This window comes from Phascolarctobacterium sp. (assembly GCF_045124115.1).
GTDB lineage: Bacteria > Bacillota > Negativicutes > Acidaminococcales > Acidaminococcaceae > Phascolarctobacterium_A.
Genome location: NZ_JBGVLF010000026.1, coordinates 1 through 2,488, shown reverse-complemented (window position 1 = coordinate 2,488; position 2,488 = coordinate 1). Strand labels below are relative to the sequence as shown.

Below are 2,488 nucleotides of genomic sequence, written 5' to 3'. Positions count from 1 at the left end.
AATCTCCGTTCGACTTGCATGTGTTAGGCATGCCGCCAGCGTTCGTCCTGAGCCAGGATCAAACTCTCCAATAAAGTTTATTGAAGAACCGATTTGGCTCTTATTATTAAAAAGAATATTATTTGACTTGGTCTCGTTCTTTCGAACTCGACCCGCACATTCGCTTTTTTAATAGGTTATTGTTCAGTTTTCAAGGTTCATGGTCTAGCGACCTTGGCTCTCGTTCGTTGCCGTATCGCGTCGACTTGTATATAATACCACGCAGCACCATATATGTCAACACCTTTTTTCAAGATTTTTGTATCTTTCTTAACAAAATTACGTAAAACACACGGATGCGTAGTAAAAGAAAGTATCTTGTATACAGGATTTTGCCATACATAGAAAATACAAATCTTTTAAAAATTTTCTTCGCAACATCACTTATTTTTTATATAAATTACTCATTTTTTCGATTTCCGCACGCATTGCTTCCACCAACTCCGCAGGCTGCACAACCTTTACCCACGCGCCTTGGCTCAATAACCACATCTTAATACCATCTCCGTAGGTCTCTGCTTCGATAAGGTATTTTCCATTGCCCATCCGCTCAATAATCCTAGCGGTAGGAATCTTATCCAACGCAGCTTGATAAGAAGGCCCGCTAAATTCAAAACGAATTGTGCGCAACGGCCCTGGCCACATAAACAAACTCCGCTTGCGTAGCTCCCCTTCGTTAAAATCCGCCACTTCGTCAGCAGCAAAAGATTTGCGATGTTCCGTAATATGCTTGACCCTGTCCACTCTAAAGTAATACGGATGTCCTTGCTCGCCATCTTCCGTATAGGCGATTAAATAAAAGTAATAATCCGTAAACATTATTGATACAGGGCGCAACCTATGAGCGGTGCACTTTCTATCCATGCGATAATATTCTACGGAAATTTCCTTTCTGCCTATGATGCAATTGATAAGCTGCCACAAAACATCCTGCACGCTTTCGCAATCATGTTTTACAGGTGGATAATTAAAGAGTTCTTTCCGCAAAAGCTCCGTTAGTTTCGGCCTATCCTCCGGCGTGGTCAAGCGTTTAAGCTTGTCAACCAAAGCCCACAACTCCGCTTGGGAAAATGCTCTAGCGCCAATGAGCACTTCTAATAGGGCAAATAACTCCTTGTTGGTCAAAAAGCTGTCCATATGCAGTTTATAACATTTGTCCTTATGGCTATACTCCAGCTCCGTGTTGCCCACCAGTTCCCGATGATCAGCCATAAAAGCCTTTAAATCATTAATATCCCTGCTAATGCTCTTGGTGGAAACAGCATATTCGTTAGCCAAATCCCGTACCTTGATGTTTTCCCCATGCAGACTCCTAAAAAATATTTCTAATACCCTATCCTGCTTCATCGCCACGCCATCCTTGTAATTAGTATAATGTGCCTTATAGCTCTTTAATTTACCTATGTGCTTACTGTTACAATTGTAAGAGTCTACACTTTTCCAACTCTAACTCAGCCAATTCCAGTTCATACTTTGCTGCGGCATCACGCTTACCAATAACCTTAGCTACGCGTATTTTGGCACGAAGTTCTGCAAGTTTCTTTTCAAGATTATCGTTCTTTATGATTTTGTGATGATTAATCGCCAACATAGCATCACTTCTCCTTGGATTATAAATATAAGTAGAGGACTCTTAGAGCATGTTCAGCACTGTCCTTACGCCGTTTTCAATATTTTCAGCATGCACATCCTGTAAGAATTGTTCTGCGGCAAACGAACCGTACACATAACCTACCATAGCCAAAACCAAGCAGATAATAGCTATCCGGCTACGCGTTTTATAGCCAATCTTTACTCTCGCAGCAACTAAACCCACAAGCAGGGAGAAAGTACAAATCCAGCCAAACGGACTTACTTCCATAAAGTTAAAGCCTCGAAAAGCAAGCGTATCCATCCCTATCTCATTGGGAAAATACCCTACCACCGTTGGCACTGCCATAAAACATAAGCAGCTCCAAAATATAATTGAAAAAAGTACTTTGCTACAATATTCTTTATCCACGTGTCAATCTCCTATCCACAGCAAAAAATTCTTAGCGTAAAAATGCAAGCCTATAATTTAAGACTTCTTTCTACACAAATTATACCTTTGATATATCGCTTTACGGCTCCTTATGGTGGAACCGCAAAGAGAGGTTCTCATTAATTACTAGCATCATGGTTTGAAAGCTGCTCCAGACGCATTCTATAATGCGCTGCTTGGGCTTGATCTCCTTGAGACTCAGCAATTTCAAGCAAGAACTTGCAGGTAATGAACTCCTTTAACAATGCTTTGTCTTGTTCTGTGAGCGGACGGGATAATTTTAACATACTAAAACTTCCCACACCTAAAAATAGGTTAGAACCTTGAAAACTCAATATTTCAGCCAATAAAAAAGGCATAAACCGTATCCCTTTGGTATAATTAAAGCGCTAACAAAATCAAAGCAAAGGGGATTTATGCCATGTC

At 40.6% G+C, this 2,488-nt stretch carries 4 protein-coding genes and 1 rRNA gene; all 5 read right to left on the bottom strand.

Annotated elements, in window-relative coordinates; all coding sequences use genetic code 11:
• Positions 1-74: ribosomal RNA gene (locus tag ACJMM4_RS03835) — 16S ribosomal RNA — on the bottom strand; the annotation flags it as partial.
• A 349-nt stretch (positions 75-423) separates the two neighbouring features.
• Positions 424-1,386 (bottom strand): helix-turn-helix transcriptional regulator, encoded by a 963-nt coding sequence (locus ACJMM4_RS03830; RefSeq protein WP_405378609.1) that lies wholly within the window; start codon positions 1,384-1,386, stop codon positions 424-426.
• Positions 1,387-1,453: 67 nt separating this feature from the next.
• Complete coding sequence (locus ACJMM4_RS03825) at positions 1,454-1,630, bottom strand: hypothetical protein (RefSeq protein WP_405378607.1); 177 nt, start codon at positions 1,628-1,630, stop codon at positions 1,454-1,456.
• Between the two features lie 42 nt (positions 1,631-1,672).
• Positions 1,673-2,041, bottom strand: coding sequence for a hypothetical protein (locus ACJMM4_RS03820; RefSeq protein ID WP_405383142.1), 369 nt, complete (start codon positions 2,039-2,041; stop codon positions 1,673-1,675).
• Positions 2,042-2,181: 140 nt separating this feature from the next.
• Entirely contained in the window at positions 2,182-2,421 is a 240-nt protein-coding gene (locus ACJMM4_RS03815; protein ID WP_405383140.1) for a hypothetical protein, read from the bottom strand.
• Positions 2,422-2,488 lie beyond the last annotated feature (67 nt).